The sequence below is a fragment of the Myxococcus sp. XM-1-1-1 genome (assembly GCF_020037095.1).
Taxonomy (GTDB): domain Bacteria; phylum Myxococcota; class Myxococcia; order Myxococcales; family Myxococcaceae; genus Myxococcus; species Myxococcus fulvus.
The window spans coordinates 19678-34863 of the sequence record NZ_JAIQDH010000009.1 but is presented as its reverse complement, the minus strand read 5'-3'; the positions used below and the strand labels follow the sequence as shown (position 1 = coordinate 34863).

The following is a 15186-nucleotide window of genomic DNA, read 5'->3' as shown; positions in this document are numbered from 1 at the left end:
ACCCGCCTCACGCGCGCGCGGCCTTCATCCGCGATGACGCGGCCAGCCACGCTGGCACGTCGAGTGTGCGCCACGGTCCTTCTGCGTGCCGGAGCAAAGGCGACCTGTTATCACCGCGCACCGTGACGCCCTCGTTTCCCACCGCGTGGCTCCAGGGAGACCCACGCGCGCTCGCCTTCCTGCCCGACCGCTTCCGCCACCGCGCCGCTCGCGCGGAGGCCGCGGCCGCTGCCTCCACCCGCTCCGTCCCGCCCGCGCTGCTCGAGGTGCTGCGAGCCCAGAACGCCCGGCTGGCACCGAGCCCCGCCAGGACCCGGCATCTGGAGGAGCTCGCCCAGCCCGGCACCATCGTCGTGGTGACGGGCCAACAGATGGGGCTGTTCCTCGGCCCCCTCTTCACGCTCTACAAGGCCGCCGCCGCCATCGTCGCGGCCCGAAAACTCCGGGAAGAAACCGGCCGCCCCTGTGTTCCCGTCTTCTGGCTCCAGACCGAGGACCACGACCTGCCGGAGGTCGACCACTGTTTCGTCGCGAGCCCGAGGGGCGCGCGCTGTCGCGTGTCGCTCGACCTCCCCGACGCGGCCCTCTCACGCGCGCCCATCGCCCACCAGAAGCTGGGCCCCGGGGTCCTCAAGGCCCTGGAGGCGCTGCGCGCGGAGCTGGGCGCGGAGCCCCAGGCCGAGGAGCACCTCTCCCTGCTCGAGTGGGCCTACCGCCCCGAAGCGACGCTCGCGGAGGCCTTCACCGAGGTGCTCTCCACCCTCTTCGCCGAAGAGGGGTTGGTGTTCCTCGACCCGAGGGACGCGCGCCTCGCGCCGCTGGCCGCGCCCATCCACCGGCGCTCGCTCGAGCACGCGGCCACCCTCTCCACCGCGCTCACCCAGCGCGTGGAGGAGCTGACCCGCGCGGGCTTCTCCGAGCAGGTCTACATCCGCCCTGGCTCGCCGCTGGGCTTCTTCTCCCCGGACGAGGTCGACGGCGCGCGCTACCGGCTGGACCCCGCGGGGCCCCAGACGTGGAGCCTCGTGGGCCACCCGCGCGGCGCCACCGTCACCACAGAGGAGCTGCTGCGCGCGCTGGAGCAGGAGCCTTTGCGCTTCACCACCTCCGCGCTCCTGCGCCCGCTGCTCCAGGACACGTGGCTGCCCACCGCCGCGTACGTCGGCGGCCCGGGCGAGGTCTCCTACTTCGCGCAGCTGGCGCCGCTCTACGCGCACGCGGGCCTGCCCATGCCGCTCGTGGTGCCGCGCGCGCGCTTCCGGGTGCTCGATGACCGCGCGCGCAGGCTGCTCCACAAGCTGGGCCTCACCGCGGACGAGGCGAGCCAGCCGCGTGAAGCGCTCCTGACGAAGCTGGCCACGCGCGACGCGGCCGAGCCCTACGAGCCCGCGGGCGCCGTGGAGGCGCGGCTGTTCGGCGCGTTCTCCGCCGAGCTGGACACGCTGGGCGAGTCGATGCTGAAGCTGGACCCGCGGCTGTTGGACGCGCTCAAGCGCACGCGCGGCACCGTGCGCGCGGCGGTGTCACGCTTGTCGGCCCGCTACGGCCGGGCGCTCGCGCTGCGCGACGAGGTCACCACCGAGCGCGTGGACCGGCTGCGCGCCATGCTGCTGCCGGAGGGCGCGCCGCAGGAGCGCATCCACGGCATGGCCTACCACGCGTGTCGCTTCGGCACGCGGGCCTTCACCCGCCAGGTGCTCGACGCCTGCATCCCCTTCTCCGGCGACCTCCAGGACCTGACGCCATGAGCGCGAGCGGCGCGACGTACGGGCTGGAGGCGCTGGCCTTCGGTCCCCACCCGGACGACGTGGAGCTGTTCTGCGGCGGGCTGATGGCGCGGCTCGCGAGCCAGGGCCACCGCACGGGCATCATCGACCTGTCGCGAGGGGAGAAGAGCTCGCGCGGCACGCTCGAGTCGCGCGCGGAGGAGACCCAGGCCGCCTCGCGGGTGCTGGGCCTGGCCGTGCGCGAGAACCTGGAGCTGCCCGACGGCTGGCTCAGCCCGTGGGCCGGCTTCGAGGCGCCCGAGGCCGAGCGCGTGCGCGCGTCCGCCGTCGCGCGCGTGGTGGAGGTGCTGCGCAGGCTGCGCCCGGAGCTGGTCATCGTGCCGTGGGAGGAGGAGCGCCACCCGGACCACGAGGCCGCGAGCGCCCTGGTGACACGCGCGCTGTTCTTCTCCGGCGTGCGCAAGTTCGAGACCGAGCCCCCCGGCGCGGCCTTCACGCCCCGACAGGTCCTCTACTATCCGCTGCGCCACCTGGCCGAGCCGAGCTTCGTGGTGGACGTGTCCTCCGTCTACGAGACCAAGACGGCGGCCGTGCGCTGCTACGCGAGTCAGGTGGAACCCCGCCCGGGCGCGCCCGCGACGCTGGTGGGCTCCCCGCTGTCGCTCTCCTCCCTGGAGGCGAGGGACCGCTTCTACGGCGCCCAGGTCGGCGTGGCCCACGGCGAGCCGTACGTGGTGCGGGAGACGCTGGGGCTCGTCGACCCGGTGGAGCACTTCCGCCGGAATAGCTTCGAGAAGCCCCTGTTCTTCCCTCACCGCCGATGAGCCCTCCCCTCCGCATCGCCATCACCTGCTTCTCGACATTCGGTGGCAGCGGCATGGTCGCCACCGGCATCGGCCTGGCCATGGCCGAGCGGGGCCACCAGGTCCACTTCATCGCGCGCGAGCCGCCGGTGCGGCTGGCCGCCCTGCCCAGGGGCGTGTCGTTCCACGAGGTGAAGGAGAGCGACTACCCCGCGCTCCAGCGCTCCGGTACGTACCCGATTGCGCTGGCGTCCAAGATGATTGAAGTCGCCACCCAGGCGCACCTGGATGTGCTGCACGTGCACTACGCGGTGCCCCACGCCACGGCGGCGTGGATGGCGCGCGAGGTGTTGGGTGACCAAGCGCCGCGCGTCGTCACCACGCTGCACGGCACGGACACGACGCTCGTCGGCGTGCATCCCAGCTACCTGCCGATGACGCGCTTCTCCATCCTGAAGAGTGACGCGGTGACGACGCCGTCCGCCTTCCTGCGCGACGCGACGTGGAGCGGCTTCGGCATCCCTGACAGCTTCCCCATCGAGGTCATCGCCAACTTCGTGGACACGGAGGCGTACGCCCCCGCGCGCGAGCGCGCACAGCTCAAGGCCCTCTTCCCGGACCTGGGCGACGACGAGCCCGTGCTCGTGCACGTCTCCAACTTCCGCCCCGTCAAGCGCATCACCGACGTGGTGGCCGTCTTCGCCCAGGTGCACCGCCAGCTGCCGTGCCGGCTGGTGATGGTGGGCGACGGGCCGGAGCGCGAGCCCGCGGAGCGGATGCTGCGCGAGTTGGGGCTCTCCCACCGCGTGGCCTTCCCCGGCAAGCAGGAGCGCTTCGTGCGGGTGCTCGCCGCGTCCGACGTGTTCCTGCTGCCCAGTGAGCAGGAGAGCTTCGGGCTCGCGGCGCTGGAGGCGCTCAGCTGCGGGGTGCCCGTGGTGGCCAGCGACGTGGGCGGCATTCCGGAGGTGGTGCGCCACGGCGAGACGGGCCTGCTGGCGCCGCTGGGGGACGTGCGCGCCATGGCGGGCCACGTGCTGGGCCTCTTGCGGGACACGGCGAGGTGGCGGGCCTTCTCCCTCCGAGCGCGAGCCGACGTCGTCGAGCGCTTCAGGCAGGCGCCGGCCATCGACCGGTACGAGTCGCTCTACCGGCGACTCGCGGGCGGAGCCCCCCGACGCTGAAGGAGGGCTCCACCGGGACGGAGGACTACTTGTTCTTCCAGTCCGCCAGGGCCTTGGAGACCTGGTCCTTGTAGAAGAAGTTCGGGGCCTTCTGGCCCAGGTCCCACGAAATCTGCGCGGCCTTGCGAGCCTCCGCGTACTTGCCGCTCTTGGCGAGGATGTCCGCGCGAATCCACTGGTTGTACCAGTTGGAGTCGATGGCCACGGACGCGTCCGCCAGCTTCAGCGCCGCCGCGTAGTCCTTGGTGGACTCCGCCACGTAGCGGGCCGCCTGCGCGTGCTCACTGGCGCTCTGCGCCACCGCCTTCTCGATGTTCGCCTTGGCCAGCGTCGCGGTGTCCGCCTTGATGGGGACGGAGACGCGCAGCTTCTCCCACTCCAGATCCAGCGACGTGGTGTCCTCGGTGGTGTTGCTGAACACGTACGTCAGGCGCTCGCGGCTGGGAATCGCCGCCGTGGTGCCGGCGACGGTGACGATGTCGTTGGCGGGCGAGTACTGGGCGGGCGTGGAGAACAGACCCAGCTCCTTGTTCAGCATCACCTTCCAGCCCTTCTGCGAGGGCAGCGTGACGATGGAGTACGTGCCCGCGGGCACGGCCTTGCCACCGAAGGTGACGTCGTGGCTGAAGGTAATCTTGGTGGCCGCGTTCGCGCCCGAGCGCCACGGCTTGTCCCAGGGCACCAGGTCACCCCAGACCTTGCGGCCCTTCACCGCCGGGCTGGAATAGTCGACGGAGATGGACGTGACGCCCACCTCCTGCGAGACCTTGGCGGAGGGGCTGGAAGCGGGCAGCTCGAGCTGGGCGGAGGCGGGGGCCGCGACGAGGGCCACCAGCGCCGAGAACAGACAACCGAGGGCAACGTTCTTCATCGTCCTCACTTCATCCTTTCTGGATTCTGCATCCAGGGTTCTTGAGGGGTGCGAAAGCGCGCGGAGTGTATAGACGAGTCCGGAGCCCACCAAACGCTTCGCGCATGCCCGGACGCGTCATGCTCCGGGCGGCCCACCAGACACTCCGGTGCGTGGAGTATTCCCGCCGTAACCCCGGGGGCACGAAGCTGCCGGGTGAGGACCTCGCATGAAGCTCACCCGGCTCACCGTCCATCACTACCGCGGCGTCGCCCCCGGCACCGAGCTGACACCCGGGCCCGCGCTCAACCTCATCCTCGGTGAGAACGGCACCGGCCGCACGACGCTGCTGGAGTTGCTGTCCACCGTGCTCGGCTCGGACTTCTCCGGCCTCATCCACGAGCGCTTCGCGCTGGAGTACGAGCTGGCCTTCCCGGGCATGAAGCTGCACGTCTTCGCGCGCAATGACACGCGCGTACCCGAGCGCACGGACGCGACGCCCCGGCAGGGCGCGGGGCTGTTGCCGCTGCGCGTGCCCACGCACGAGTCGGGGCTGCAGCCGCTCATCGAGGTGGAGCTCTTGCTGACGTCGCCGTCGACGCGGCTGGTGCTGCGCGCGGACTCGGAGGGGCTCGACTGCAAGGTGGATGGGGAGAGCGCGTGGTCTCGCACCATGCACTGGTCGCTCTTGGACCGCTCGGTGTGGACGCTGCTGTTCATGACGGCGCAGTACATCGACGCGGGGCTCAAGGAGCGGCTCAAGACGCTGCTGCGCCGCACCTTCCTGCTCGCGCCGCAGCGCTTCGACGAGGCGCTCGGGATGTACGAGCGGCTGGGCGCCATCCGCTACGCGATGGAGGCGCACGACGGCGAAATCTTCCCGCTGGGGTTGATGGCGCTGCCGTCCTGGATGCCGGGGTGGCTCAAGGAGCGCGTGGAGCTGGAGCCCCTGGTGGACGCGCTGGAGCTGCGCCATGACGCGCTGGAGCGCTCGTTCCTCGCGCGCTTCGTGGAGATGGCGGGGATGGCCTCCGGACGGCTGCGCGTGGAGGTGTTGGAGAAGCGCTCGTACGACAACGGCGGGCGCGTGGGCCTCGGCGGCTTCACCTTCCACTTCGTCCGCCGCGACGGGGGCGAGGTGTCTCAGGCGGAGCTGGGCTTCGGCCAGAAGCGGCTGCTGTCGCTCCTGTACTACCTGGACGTCAACGAGGACTTCGCCATCCTGGACGAGCCCGCCAATGGACTGCACCCGCGCTGGGTGGAGGCCGCGCTCGGGGAGCTGGGCGGGCGGCAGGTGTTCCTCGCCAGTCAGAGCCCGCTGCCCCTGGAGCACGCGGTGTTCACTTCCGACGAGGAACTGCGCGCCTCCCTCATCCACTGCGGCCCGGTGGCTCACGAGGGGCAGCAGCGCATCGGCTGGGCCCACCCCACCCGGCAGCTCGCCGCGAGCCTCTTCGAGTCCCACCGCGGCGGCGCGCGGCCCCTGGGGACCCTGCTGCGAGAGCAGGGCGTGTGGTGAGCCCCAGGTCATTCATGGACAGGTGCGGCGAATTGTCGCGGCACCCTCCGGTCTCCGGATGATTGTCGCTGGCAAGTGATTGGGGTGCCCCCGGGGCTGCGGCAAAAGGCCACATCGGTGGCGCGCGGGCCGTCTGTTAACCCGGGTCTCCAGCGCAATCCCTTCCACTGGAGGCCCTGCTTGAAGACCTCACTCCCACTCCTGCTCGCGTCCGCGGGCCTGCTGGTCGGCACGGCCGCCCAGGCGCACATCGGCACCTCCGGCGCCGGCCCCGCCATCGAAGGCACGTCCTATGAGGTGCAGTTCACCGTCGGCCACGGCTGCAGCGGCGCGGACACCTGGCGGCTCCAGATTCGCATCCCCGAGGGTGTCACCTCCGTGCGGCCGCTGGACTCGCAGTTCGGCAAGGCGGTGGTGGAGAAGGACGCGAGCGGCAACGTGAAGTCCATCACCTGGACCCGCGCCTCCGCATCCGAGGTGCTGGCCGCGGACACGCATGCGCACCGCGTCTCCTTGCGCGCGCGCATGCCGAACACGCCGTTCGCGAACGTGTACTTCCCCACCACGCAGACCTGCCGCGACGCCCAGGGCCAGGAGACGACGGTGGAGTGGGTGGGCACGTCCGGGGACCACCAGCACGGCGCCACGGACGCCGGCAGCGAGCCGCAGGCCGAGCCCGCGCCCGCCGTCTTCATCTACCCCGCGCGCACGCCGGGCTGGAACAAGTACACCGTGCAGGAGCACGTGCATGACCTGAGCGTGTTCAAGGACGCGCTCATCGTCTGGTCGGGCAAGAGCGCGTACAGCGCCAACCCGGTGACGAAGGAGCTCATCGCCTCCGAGCCGGACACGACGCCGCTGACGGAGATTCATCCCGGCACGGAAATCTGGGTCAAGTACTGAGACGGGGAGGAGGAACGATGACTCGCCATCTATGCGCCGTCATCGCCGCGTGCGCCGTGCTCGGCGCGTGCTCGGACGATGACAAGAAGCCCTCGCAGCAGGACGCGGGCCCCCTCTCCACCCAGGGGCTCACGCCCTCCGCGCTGGAGCGCCCGCCGACGTCGGGGGGACTGCCCGCGGACCTGAAGCCGCCGGGACGCTGAACCAGACGGACCGTTGGAAAAGAACTGGCGCGAGTCCACCGGGCTCGCGCCAGTTTTCTTTTGTGCGACCTGACCGCCTCGATGCCCACCCCGCGAGGCCACGCGCCTCCTCGCAGGGCGATTGCAAACCAGCACCTTGCCTGGATTTCCAGCCCGCCAGGACAAAGCCACCCCCCGCAGAATCAATGAATGGCAAACTTGGAACTTGACCTCACACCCCATTCAAGTCCAAACAACAGACGTCGCTACAAGGGCAAACACCCTGCGGCGACGTCACCTCCAACAGGAGAGGCACACCATGCGATTGAATTCACTCGTGGTTGCACTTGCATTCACACTCAGCGGCATCGCCCTGCTCCTTCCCACCCAGGCCAAGGCCCAGGAGTGCATCGAAGCCCAGGCGTGGGTGGAGGCCCATGCGAAGCAACTGCCCACGCAGTATGACGAGTTCGCCCGCTTCTCGTTGGCCTACCGCAAGGCCATCTTCGCGAAGCTCTCTCCCGAGGCCCAGAGCAATCTCTGGAAGCAGCACTATCAGCAGTACCTCGAGACGCATCCCAACCTGGACAAGGCCCAGGTCGAGTTCATCCAGAAGCTCCTGGGCGTCTTCACTCCGTCCCTCTTCGCGCAGGGCTCCAGCGTGAGCACGGTGGGCGCGGACCTTGCCCGAATCAAGGAGCAGGCCACGTCTCTGTTTGGCCAGACCGAGGCGACGCTGCTCCTCGCCACCCTCGGGCCGCAAGAGCAGGCCAGCGCCGCCGGCAACAAAGCCAACTGCAGCTGCAGCACGGCCTCGGACTATTGCCCCATCCTGACGTTCTGCACGACCGGAACGGCCTGTAGCTACACCCCCACGGGGTGCGGCACTGGCTGGGTCTACGCGTGCAATGGTGACTGCTTCTACTGAGCCGCCCGAGTCCCACGCCGGTTGAACGAGGTGTCTGGCTCCTGCCTCTCGGGGCGAGCATGCCACGGCATGCCCCTCCGAGGGGCGCCCCGCTGGATTGACGCACCCATTCGAGGTTGCTATTGCCGGGCGCACTCCACCCGCTCACTCCGGCGCATGTCCCCGAGCCCACAACACCGCCTCCGGCCATGGCTCAAGAAACTGGGTGCGCTGCTCCTCTTCATCCTCGTCCTCCACGCCATCGCAGCCATGGACTGGTGGTGCCCGGCGCCCTCGTCCGAGAGCCCACGCGTCGTGGCCGCCGCCGCGTTCAAGGGGCCGCTCCAGGCTGGCGCGGGAGTGGAGGACATCATCGTTCCATTGCCCGTCGCCTCCGCCGGCTATGGCCCCTTGCGCCCCTCGGCCACGGAAGCAACCACTCCACTGGCCATCAGGGCCCTGGTGCTCCAGTCAGGCGACGTCCGGGTGGCCATCGTCTCGGCGGAGCTGTTGACCCCCCCGTCCGCGATGCGACGCTCTCTGGCGGGCCTCCTCCAGGAGTTGAAGGTCACCGAGCTGTTGGTGACGGCCACCCACACCCATTCCTCGATGGGGAGCTACGAACCGTCCTCTCTCTTCCAGCTCGGTGGAGTCGGGCGGTTCCGCCCGGCCGCGAGTCAGGCGGTCATCGCGGCGACAAGCAGCGCCTTGCGGCGAGCGGTGGAAGCCCTCACCCCGGTCTCCGTCGAGCTGGGTGAGGGCAGCGTCCCCGACCTCATCGTCTCTCGCGGTCGCGACGAACCCCAGGCCGATGCCCGGTTGACACGTCTGGTCTTCCGACACGAGCAGCGGAAGGTCGCGGAACTCTCCATCTTCTCGGCGCATCCGACGCTCGCGCCCCACAAGTCCCGGACCCTCTCGGGAGACTATCCAGGGCGGTACAGCCGCACGATGGAGGAGGAAGGTGGGGTGGTTCTCTTCCTCCAGGGCATGGTCGGGAATGCTCGAGCAGCCCTTCCCCCACGGGAGGGCGACGCTTCCTCCCGGGATGCGCTCTTCGCAACGCTCCTGACGCACGCGGCTCGCGGCATCCATCCCACGCCTGTCCCGGCGGAGGGACTGGCCTACACGCGAGTCCAGGTGAAGCTCCCGCGTCCCGATGCCAGCCGACTGGTGCCCGTTGGCCTGCACGGCATCACCGAGAACGCCCTGTGCCACCTGGGTCCTCGCCAAGCCGAGGCATCTCGACTGAGCCTGGGGTCCGCGAGCCTGCTGTTCATGCCCGCCGAAGTGACGCTTCCAGCGGGTCGCCTGATCGAGGACGCGGGCGGCGCAACCCGCGTCATCTCGCTCACCGGGGATTACATCGGCTATCTGGATTCGCCCGAGCACGTCCGGAATCAGAGCGGTGAGAGCCAGCTTCAGTATTTTGGCCCCGAGCTCCTCGAGACCTTCGTCCGGGCCGCCGCGTTGACGACCTCCAGCCTCGAAGGCCCCCGCCCCCCGTGACGTCGGCTGTCCGAGGGACGCCACGCACGGGTCGCGACGCCCTCGGCCGGCATCCTCGAAGCCACCCGGGACACACCTGCAAGCCAGGACCCGATGCTATGACAGACGCATGACGACGCTAAAGGAGTGGGGCCTGGCGGTCCTGCCGTTCACGGCGCTGGTCCTGCTCTGGCGCTTCTCCGTCTCTCGCGAGAAGCGCCAGACCCAGCCGCTCTACCGCGCCGTCGACGAGGGGGCCGTGGGCGAGGTCCAGGCCATCCTCTCGAAGCAGGCCTTCCCGAACCTGCGCTCGGTGGTCGTCGCGAGCGCCGTGGTCAGGGCCGTCGAAGCCAGACAGCTGGCGGTGCTCGACTTCCTGCTCAGCCCCGAGCTGAAGCCCGTGTCGCTCACCCAGAAGCTCGATGCCTTCCTTCACGAGCAGGCGATGAAGGGCGGCTGGAGGGGCGTGGTGCTCTGGCGCGCACGGAGATCACCCCTTTTCCTGCCCTGGAGGGACCTGAGCAAGAAGGACAAGCTGCGGCTGAGGTCCCTGGCCACTCGCGGCGTCGAGGCGGAGCCCGCGAAGGTCATGCTTCGCCACGATGTCCGAGGCTGGACGCTCGCCTGAAATGACGAAGGGCCCGTGCGTGTGCACGAGCCCTCGTGGACTTCACCTGCGTGTGGGGGGGCGCGTCAGAACTGCCCGGCGCGCGCCTGCTCGAAGGGCACGCGGTGCTTGACGTACATCGTGTCCATCATGTGGTTGCCGATGAGGTTCAGGTTGCCATCGGTGAAGCGGTGCACCACGGCGCCCTTGCCCGCGTCCTTGGCGAAGGCGATGGGGTCGAAGCTGCCGCCCAGGCCCGTGAGGGTGGGGACGGCATCCGCGTTGTTGATGTAGTGCACGTACTGGGGGCCGTCCGGGTAGCGCGTGGACGCGGCGCCGAAGGTCTCCACGCTCAGCTTGCCCATGAGCTTCTCGACCTGCGCGGAGGACATGCCGTCCTCGATGCGCAGCCGGCGCTCCACGTCGAACAGGGCGCGCGCGGTGATGAGGCCGCCCTGGCTGTAGCCCATGAGGTGGACCTCGCGGCCCGCCTTCAGCTCGCCGTAGACGGTGTCCGCCAGGGTGTCCACGGCGGGGTTCTTGCCCTTGTCCAGCTTGTCGCCCACGCACTGGGCCAGGTCCGCGACGAAGCCCTCGGTGGCGTTGTGGATGCCGATGACGCGCGCGTCGGTCTTCTCCGCGATGGCCCGCATCTCGCTGAGCTGGTTGGCGGCCGGCGTGAGGATGCCGTTGATGTAGAGGACCGTCTTGTCGGGGTTCGGGTTGTTCTGCGGCGTGACGCCGGGGATGTCCTTGAGCGGCGTGCCGGGCGGGAACGTCTGTCCCTTGGCGCCCATCAGCTTGCCGTCCAGCGTCTTGTCCGGCCTGGCGTCGCCGCCGAACAGGCGCTTGACCTCGCTCAGGTGCGTGGCCTCGAAGACATCCTTGCCCTGCTCCAGGAAGCGCGGGACCTCCTTCAGCCCGTTCTTCGCGGCCTCCACCAGTCCGCCCAGCGGGTTCTTCAGCGACGCGCGCTGGGTCTGCGACGGGGCGACGGGCGGGGAGACGGGGCGGTTGCGGTCGATGGGGCTCATGAAGGGCTCCGGCCCATGGGGGTGCTGGGCGTTCCCACCATTTTCTCACACGGGCATCGGGAAGTTGCGTCGGGGCCCCACCTGCTGGGAACCGCGCCAGCACCCAGGGTGTCCGGGGACGGCATCGAGCCTGGCCAACCCTGGAGAATCCATGACGATGCGACCCGCCGTCGGCGCCCTGCTGCTGCTCTGGGGGTGCGCGACGTCCTCGACCACGACGCAGCGCGCCACGCCCCCTCCTGCACGGCCCGTCTTCCTGGAGGACGACTGGGAGGGGGCGCTGCGCGAGGCGAAGGAGGGCGGGCGGCCGCTCTTCGTGGAGGCGTGGGCGCCCTGGTGTCAGTCGTGTCGCTCCCTGCGCGCGACGGTGCTGACGTCCCCCGCGCTGGGCGCGTGGGCGGAGCGCTTCGTGTGGCTGACGATGAACACGGATGCGCAGAGCAGCCTGCCCTTCCTCCAGCGCTACCCGGTGGACACGTGGCCGACCCTGTTGGTGCTGGAGCCGGAGCATGGCGCGGTCATCACCCGCTCGCTGGGCGCGGTGTCCGAGCCCCAGTTGCTGGGCCTGCTGGCCCAGGCCGAGCGGACCTTCCAGCGCGGCCATGGGGGCACGGAGCTGCTGGCGCGGGCGGATGAGCTCGCGCTCCAGGGTCGGCACGCCGAGGCGGCCCAGGGCTATGGGAAGGCGCTGACGGGGCTGGCGGCGGAGGACGCGCGGCGGGCGGGCACGGTGGTGTCGTGGCTCAAGTCCCTGTCGGCCTCGGGGTCGGCCGAGGAGTGCGTGCGGGTGGCGGGGAGGGAGCTGCCGGGACTTGCGCGCGCGGATGACCGCACGCGGCTGTTGTACGTGGGCATGGGCTGCGCGCTGGATGCCGACACCGAGGAGGCGCGAGCGGCGCGAGACCGCTTCGCCGAGGAGGCCCGGCGGGGCCTCGACGCGCCCGAGGACGCGTTGAGCCCGCTGCAGCGCTCGTCGCTCTTCGAGCTGGCCTGTGAGGCGTACGAGCTGGCCGGGGACACGGCGGGCCTGCGGGGGATGACGGAGCGGTGGTGGACGTTCCTGGGGGCCCAGGCCCGGCACGCGAGGAACGCCGAGGAGCGCGCCGCGCTCGACTCGCATCGGGTGATGGCGGCGGCGTTGAGGGACAGGCCCGACGAGGCGCTGGCGCTGCTGGAGCGCAGCGCGCGGGAGCTCCCCGGGGACTACAACCCGCCGGCCCGGCTGGCGACGTTGTACGCGATGGCCGGACGCCATGACGAGGCGCTGGCCGCGAGCGAGCGGGCCCTCGCGCTGGCGCCGCGAATCGCGCGGGGCACCGTGCTCGCAGGGCACGCGCGCATCCTCCTGGCCCGGGGAGAGGGAGCCCGCGCGGAGCGGCTGCTCACCGAGGCCCTGGAGGAGCTGGACAGCACCCCCGGCATGCCCCGGGAGCATCTGCAGCGAAGGGCCCTCGAGCACGCGCTCCAGCGGGTCCGCGCGAGCAACGCCGCGCCGGCGAAGTGAGCCCCTGGGGCACCGCGGAGCCGACGCGTCCGCGGGCTATGTCGTCGCCTTGCCCGTCGCGTGTCTGCCCATGCGCTCCAGCAGGACCCACGCGAGCAGCGTGCCCAGGGCGACGAGGAGCCCCAGGCGCAGCCCGGGTGTCCGGTAGCGCAGCTCCACCTGGTGCTGGCCCGCGGGGACCGCCACCGCGCGGACCGCGACATTGGCGGGGAGGATGGCCGTCTCCCGTCCATCCACCCACGCCGTCCATCCGGGCTGCCAGGCATCATTGATGACGAGCACCGCGGGCTCGGAGGCCTCCACTTCGGCGAGCAGGTGCTCGGGTGAGGGACGCTCCACGCGCACGGTGCCCGTCAGCCGCTCGGAGGCCTCGGGCAGGGGGCCGCCGGCGCACTCCACGACGGCGACATCGCGAGGCGGAAGTGGCCCCGTCAGCAGGAGCCCCAGCGCCTCATCCTTCCCCGCGACACACCGGGGCCGGGCGAGCAGCACCCTCGCCAGCGCCTCCGGGTGCTCCACCAGCTTTGTCTCGAACAAGGGGTCCTCGGCGAGCACCCGGACCGTGGGGGGCAACACCACGCCGGAGCCCGCGCGCGTGCTGTGCACCGAGAAGGGCGTGCCCAATCTGGGCGCGAGCTCCCCGTACCAGCGCGACACATCCCGCCTCAGCCCGCGCACCCGCACGCTCTCCCCGGGCATGTAGCCATTGGCGCTCTCCAATCCCCAGAGCGTCGCCGTGTCCGGGAGCAGCCCCGTCGTGAAGCCGAGGCTCAGCCGGCCGTGATGGTCGAGCCCCGGCACCGCCCTCGCGTTGCCGATGGCGCGGACCGACGACCCCACCCGCACCGGCTCGCCAGCGGGCACCCGCTCACGAATCCGGTCCGCGAAGGGCGGCGACAATTCCAGCAACTCCGCCGGCGCGAGCACGTACAGCGGCTCGTGCGCCCACACCAGCGCGCCCAGCTCCAGCGCCACGAAGAGCCCGGCTCGCAGCCTGGCCGCCCCCCACGGCCAGGCCAGGGCCGCGCACGCCAGCGCGAGCACCACCGTCACCGCGCCCGCCCACACGACGTTGCCCGACAGCCCCCCCACGACGACCGGGGGAACCTCCGGCCAGCGAGGCGTCAGCACGCCGCGCGTCCACCACCCGCCCGCCGCCTCCCCCAATGCCACCACGCCCCCCAGCGCGCCCAGCACCAGCCCCGCGCCCACGACGGCGCGGCGCGTGCCGTCCTCCACCAGGCAGTGCTTCCAGCCGAGCCCCGCCGCCACCGCCAGACCCAGCGTGACGAGCGGCACCAGCTTCTCCGGGTAGCGGAAGGGGCGCCACAAGGGCAGCACCTGGTAGACCCAGCCATAGAGAGGGATCGAGTCTCCCAGGCAGAGCGCGAGCAGGAGCACCCACGCCCCCGCGAGCACCCACGCCCTCGGCCGCCGCGCACAGGCCCAGAGCCCCGCCAGCGCCAGCACACACGCGGGCGTGCCCACGTAGATGGAATCCACCCAGACCCGGCCGAAGCCTCCCGAGGGAACGAGGTTCCAGACGACGACGTCCGGGACGCCGCGCAGCCCGTGCTTGTCCGCCAGGTACGGCCCCATCAACAGCTCCCCCAGCCGCAAGGGGTGGAGCGAGAAGCGCTGGGCCTCCACCACCGAGCGCGCCCCCGGCTCGCCGGACAACACGAGCCCCGCGGCCGGGAACAGCTGCGGCGCGGACAGCAGCGCGCCTGTCACCACCAGCGCCGCACACGTCGTCACCCGACGCCGCCAGCCGCCCGCCTCGGGGTCCACCAGCGCCACCAGCACGACGAGCGCGTTCGTCATCGCGAAGCCCTGCGCGTCCCCCGCGAAGGCCACCAGCGCCAACAACCCCGCCCCCACCGCCAGCCGCCGCGCCGAGGGCGCGCGCAGGAACCGGACCGCGCCCCAGAGCGCCGCGGGCACGGTGCTCGCCGCCAGCAGATAGGTGGGGTTGTTGGTGATGCACACCAGGTAGCCACTGAAGGCGAAGCAGCACGCGCCGAAGAGCGCGCCCGGTCGCGGCACGCCGTACTCGCGCAGGAGCGCCCAGACCCCGAGCATGGCCACCGGGTAGCAGGACAACACGGTGAGCTTCACCGCCGCGCCCAGGGGCAACACCAGGTGGAAGAGCGACGTGGGGTGGAATGCGCCCGACAGGAAGATGCCCAGGAAGGACTGCCCGAAGCCGTCGTACGCGTACCACTCGGGCAGGTCGAACGCGGACACGCGCTCGGCCCAGAAGGCCCGCATCGGATAGAAGGCGCGCAGCGTGTCGCCCGCGATGAAGACGTCGCTCGAGAAGGCGGCCCGGGCGAAGAACCCCAGCGCCACCACCACCATCCCCGCGAACACCACCCAGGCGCGCCCGCTCGGGACGGCCGCCTGCTTCGATTCGTCCGTCATCGAGCCCCTGGCTTCAAGTCGTCCTCCGGACGCCAGACGGGCTCCTTCTTCTCATGA

At 71.0% G+C, this 15186-nt stretch carries 13 protein-coding genes; 10 read left to right on the top strand and 3 right to left on the bottom strand.

The genetic code is table 11. The annotated features are described in order from the left end of the window. The first annotated feature begins 122 nt into the window (after positions 1-122). From bshC to bshA, 3 genes are read left to right on the top strand one after another with little or no spacing between them, the layout of a single operon-like run. A complete protein-coding gene (gene bshC / locus K8640_RS19025; RefSeq protein WP_223748314.1) occupies positions 123-1748 on the top strand; it encodes a bacillithiol biosynthesis cysteine-adding enzyme BshC in 1626 nt (541 codons plus the stop codon). Then, a complete protein-coding gene (bshB1, locus tag K8640_RS19020) occupies positions 1745-2551 on the top strand; it encodes a bacillithiol biosynthesis deacetylase BshB1 (RefSeq protein WP_223748313.1) in 807 nt (268 codons plus the stop codon). The genes bshC and bshB1 overlap by 4 nt, the downstream gene beginning before the upstream one ends. Then, positions 2548-3711, top strand: coding sequence for an N-acetyl-alpha-D-glucosaminyl L-malate synthase BshA (gene bshA / locus K8640_RS19015; protein ID WP_223748312.1), 1164 nt, complete (start codon positions 2548-2550; stop codon positions 3709-3711). The genes bshB1 and bshA overlap by 4 nt, the downstream gene beginning before the upstream one ends. 25 nt (positions 3712-3736) lie before the next feature. Here bshA and K8640_RS19010 read toward each other — a convergent pair whose 3' ends face one another. Next, a complete protein-coding gene (locus tag K8640_RS19010; protein WP_223748311.1) occupies positions 3737-4582 on the bottom strand; it encodes a DUF2911 domain-containing protein in 846 nt (281 codons plus the stop codon). Between the two features lie 208 nt (positions 4583-4790). On the opposite strand from K8640_RS19010, the gene K8640_RS19005 reads away from it, so the two are divergent. The 6 genes from K8640_RS19005 to K8640_RS18980 all read left to right on the top strand — a co-directional run bounded on the left by K8640_RS19005 (position 4791) and on the right by K8640_RS18980 (position 10188). Further along, positions 4791-6080 (top strand): AAA family ATPase, encoded by a 1290-nt coding sequence (locus K8640_RS19005; protein WP_223748310.1) that lies wholly within the window; start codon positions 4791-4793, stop codon positions 6078-6080. A gap of 180 nt (positions 6081-6260) precedes the next feature. Then, positions 6261-6983 (top strand): DUF1775 domain-containing protein, encoded by a 723-nt coding sequence (locus K8640_RS19000; protein ID WP_141326306.1) that lies wholly within the window; start codon positions 6261-6263, stop codon positions 6981-6983. 17 nt (positions 6984-7000) lie between these two features. Beyond that, on the top strand, positions 7001-7186 hold the full coding sequence (locus K8640_RS18995; protein ID WP_141326308.1) for a hypothetical protein: 186 nt from the start codon (positions 7001-7003) through the stop codon (positions 7184-7186). A 298-nt stretch (positions 7187-7484) separates the two neighbouring features. Beyond that, on the top strand, positions 7485-8093 hold the full coding sequence (locus K8640_RS18990; RefSeq protein WP_223748309.1) for a bacteriocin fulvocin C-related protein: 609 nt from the start codon (positions 7485-7487) through the stop codon (positions 8091-8093). Between the two features lie 69 nt (positions 8094-8162). After that, complete coding sequence (locus K8640_RS18985; RefSeq protein WP_141326312.1) at positions 8163-9581, top strand: neutral/alkaline non-lysosomal ceramidase N-terminal domain-containing protein; 1419 nt, start codon at positions 8163-8165, stop codon at positions 9579-9581. A gap of 109 nt (positions 9582-9690) precedes the next feature. Continuing rightward, on the top strand, positions 9691-10188 hold the full coding sequence (locus tag K8640_RS18980; RefSeq protein WP_141326314.1) for a hypothetical protein: 498 nt from the start codon (positions 9691-9693) through the stop codon (positions 10186-10188). Between the two features lie 65 nt (positions 10189-10253). Here K8640_RS18980 and K8640_RS18975 read toward each other — a convergent pair whose 3' ends face one another. After that, complete coding sequence (locus K8640_RS18975) at positions 10254-11201, bottom strand: hypothetical protein (RefSeq protein ID WP_223748307.1); 948 nt, start codon at positions 11199-11201, stop codon at positions 10254-10256. 151 nt (positions 11202-11352) lie between these two features. On the opposite strand from K8640_RS18975, the gene K8640_RS18970 reads away from it, so the two are divergent. Then, positions 11353-12705, top strand: coding sequence for a thioredoxin family protein (locus tag K8640_RS18970; RefSeq protein WP_223748306.1), 1353 nt, complete (start codon positions 11353-11355; stop codon positions 12703-12705). A gap of 36 nt (positions 12706-12741) precedes the next feature. Here the strand turns inward: K8640_RS18970 and K8640_RS18965 are convergent, their stop codons facing one another. Next, positions 12742-15129, bottom strand: coding sequence for a YfhO family protein (locus tag K8640_RS18965; protein WP_223748305.1), 2388 nt, complete (start codon positions 15127-15129; stop codon positions 12742-12744). Between the last annotated feature and the right edge of the window lie 57 nt (positions 15130-15186).

What these genes read in the sequence shown, in the direction of transcription:
- K8640_RS18975 (WP_223748307.1), bottom strand. Translation starts at nt 11,201, where the DNA reads ATGAGCCCCATCGACCGCAACCGCCCCGTCTCCCCGCCCGTCGCCCCG.
- K8640_RS18970 (WP_223748306.1), top strand. Translation starts at nt 11,353, where the DNA reads ATGACGATGCGACCCGCCGTCGGCGCCCTGCTGCTGCTCTGGGGGTGC.
- K8640_RS18995 (WP_141326308.1), top strand. Translation starts at nt 7,001, where the DNA reads ATGACTCGCCATCTATGCGCCGTCATCGCCGCGTGCGCCGTGCTCGGC.
- K8640_RS18965 (WP_223748305.1), bottom strand. Translation starts at nt 15,129, where the DNA reads ATGACGGACGAATCGAAGCAGGCGGCCGTCCCGAGCGGGCGCGCCTGG.
- bshA (WP_223748312.1), top strand. Translation starts at nt 2,548, where the DNA reads ATGAGCCCTCCCCTCCGCATCGCCATCACCTGCTTCTCGACATTCGGT.
- bshB1 (WP_223748313.1), top strand. Translation starts at nt 1,745, where the DNA reads ATGAGCGCGAGCGGCGCGACGTACGGGCTGGAGGCGCTGGCCTTCGGT.
- K8640_RS19010 (WP_223748311.1), bottom strand. Translation starts at nt 4,582, where the DNA reads ATGAAGAACGTTGCCCTCGGTTGTCTGTTCTCGGCGCTGGTGGCCCTC.
- K8640_RS19005 (WP_223748310.1), top strand. Translation starts at nt 4,791, where the DNA reads ATGAAGCTCACCCGGCTCACCGTCCATCACTACCGCGGCGTCGCCCCC.
- K8640_RS18990 (WP_223748309.1), top strand. Translation starts at nt 7,485, where the DNA reads ATGCGATTGAATTCACTCGTGGTTGCACTTGCATTCACACTCAGCGGC.
- K8640_RS18980 (WP_141326314.1), top strand. Translation starts at nt 9,691, where the DNA reads ATGACGACGCTAAAGGAGTGGGGCCTGGCGGTCCTGCCGTTCACGGCG.
- K8640_RS18985 (WP_141326312.1), top strand. Translation starts at nt 8,163, where the DNA reads ATGCCCCTCCGAGGGGCGCCCCGCTGGATTGACGCACCCATTCGAGGT.